Below are 2,345 nucleotides of genomic sequence, written 5' to 3'. Positions count from 1 at the left end.
CGAGCATGTGCTCGACACCACGGCCTGCGTTCTCGCCGGAGCCGACCACCCCACCGCGCGGCGGCTCCGCGCGGTGGGCGGGCTTCGGCGGGGACGGAACGAGGCAGTTGTCCAGGACCGCCGCGTGGAGGCGGACGCGGTCCTGCGCGAGGCGGTGCTGGCGGGGGCCACCCAGGCTCACGTGGACGAGTTCGACGCCATCCACACCGGGTCGGCCACCCTGCCCGCCGCCGTGGTGATCCCCCCGGCCGTGCTCGTCGCGACCGCCCTGCGCCGCGGCGGTGAAGAGTTGCTCCGCGCCGTGATCGCCGGGTACGAGGCGGTGGCCGAGGTCGGTGCGAGGTTCGGCGGCCCAGCGCTGTACGCCGACCGATGGTGGCCCGGCGCGCTGTTCGGCCCCGTCGGCACCGCTGTCGTACTCGCCCGGCTGTACCGCCTGGACCGGGAGCGAACGCTCGCCGCGATCGGTCTGGCGGTGGGTGGCATGGCCGGTCTGCTGCCGTCGGGACGTCTGGGTGACGCGCACTACGTCGCCCTCGGCAGGGCCGCCTGCGCCGGTCTCGACGCGGTACGGTTCGCCGCCGCGGGCATGGAGGTCGATCCTCGCCTGCTGGAGGGCGCCGTCGCCCCCGCGCTGCGCAGGGAGCCCGCCGAGGCGGGGTCGGGGACGCCGCATCTGCTGGAGTGCTCGCTTAAGGCCTATCCCTGCGCCCGCCCGTTGCACGCCGCGGTGAGCGCGCTGGAGGATCTGGTCGCCGAGGGGGTGCGGCCCGAGACGGTGGCCGAGGTCAGGATCGGGCTTCCCTCCGCCGCGCTCCAGTTCGTCACCGTCGATCCGTGTCCTGCCGATCCGGCTGCCGCGGCGGCGAGCGCTCCGTTCGTGGTGGCCGCCACCCTGAGTGGAGATATCCGAAATATCTCCATATTTAGGGAGGCTGGTGCCGAGTCCGGCCGGGAAGACACCGTGCCGGGAGCGGGGCCTGGGGTCGCGATCGAGGCGGGAGGGGTCGTGGAGGCCGCCTACCCGCGTCACTGGGGGGCCGAGGTCACGGTGACGACGTCCGCCGGTGTGTCGTACCGGAGGGTGGTGCTGGATCCGCCGGGTGACCCAGCGCTGCCGATGACACGCGGGCAACTGGTCGCCAAGGCGGAACGGCTGCTGCGGGAGCACGAGGGAGCCGCCCGGCACATCGCCGACTGCCTGGCGTTGGAGAGCGCGACGGACGTGGCACGACTGCGCCTGTGGCCGTCGGGCTGTGAAACGATCTGAGAGTGAGAGCCTTGGAAGATGGTTTGACGGCGCGCGGTGCCGATACGGGAGCGGGGCCGCGGAATGGGGAAGAACCGTCCAGAGGAAGCGCCCGCAAGGGGGAGCGGGCACTGACTGCCGACCACATCCTGCGCGCCGCCATCGAGATCGGCGACCACGAGGGCCTGCACGCCCTGACCATGCGCAGGCTCGCCGCCAAGCTGGGCTTCAGCACGATGGCGCTGTACCGGCACTTCAAGAACAAGGACGAGATCCTGGACGGCATGGCCGACCTCGTCCTCGGCAACCTCAGCCTGCCCGAGGAGATCGGGCTCGATCCCGAGACCGTGGTACGCGACCTGGCCCAGGCACTGCTCGGGATGATGCGCTCCCACCCGAGCGTGATCTACCTGCTGTCGACCCGCGCGACGACCAGCCAGACCTCGCTGAGCGGCGCGTTCGAGCGCGTGCTCGAGCGTCTGCGCGCCACCGGCCTGTCGGCGGACCTGTCCGTGCGGGTCTACGGGGCGCTCATGACCTACACCATGGGATTCGCCTCCTACCAGATGCCACGCCCCTGGGGCGGGCCCGGTGAGGACGCCCGCGAACTCAGGCGCCAGCGCGGGCATTTCTACGCCGCGCTGCCGGCGAACGAATTCCCCCACATGGTGGAACTGTCCGGGCTGCTCGTCGACCTGCCCCACGACTCGCAGTTCCAGGTCGGGCTGGAGTTCATGCTCCGCGGCATACTGGCCGCCCACGGTGACGACGTCCGTACGGCCGAGGTCGGTCAGCAGGCGCGGTCACCGCGCTGACCGATCGGCCTCGGGCCTCGCCGGTTGTCCGCGCGCCCGAAACCCGTCCGAGCCGGACCGGTGTGCGGGCGGCCGCTCTTGAGGAAGCCTTGGGGACCGGATGAGCGTGAAGGTGATCCGGGCACGGTACTAAACCGGGTAGTCCGCGTGCGGGAACGGGGGCTGTGTCATGTCCGACTCGTGAGCGCGAAAGAGCGTGATGAGGACCTGACGGCCCGAGTGCCGGCCGGACGCGCCGGCACCGCCGCGCGGTGATACCGAACAGAGCGTCGGGGGACCGG

At 71.8% G+C, this 2,345-nt stretch carries 2 protein-coding genes; both read left to right on the top strand.

Going from position 1 to position 2,345, the window contains the following annotated elements:
• On the top strand, positions 1 to 1,270 hold a 1,270-nt coding region (locus tag ABZ260_RS50110), incomplete at its 5' end, for an MmgE/PrpD family protein (protein WP_355632762.1).
• Between the two features lie 11 nt (positions 1,271 to 1,281).
• On the top strand, positions 1,282 to 2,064 hold the full coding sequence (locus ABZ260_RS50105) for a TetR/AcrR family transcriptional regulator (protein ID WP_355632759.1): 783 nt from the start codon (positions 1,282 to 1,284) through the stop codon (positions 2,062 to 2,064).
• Positions 2,065 to 2,345: the final 281 nt, after the last annotated feature.

The organism is Streptosporangium sp. NPDC006013, assembly GCF_040614275.1.
GTDB lineage: Bacteria > Actinomycetota > Actinomycetes > Streptosporangiales > Streptosporangiaceae > Streptosporangium.
This window is presented reverse-complemented; position numbering and strand designations above follow the sequence as displayed.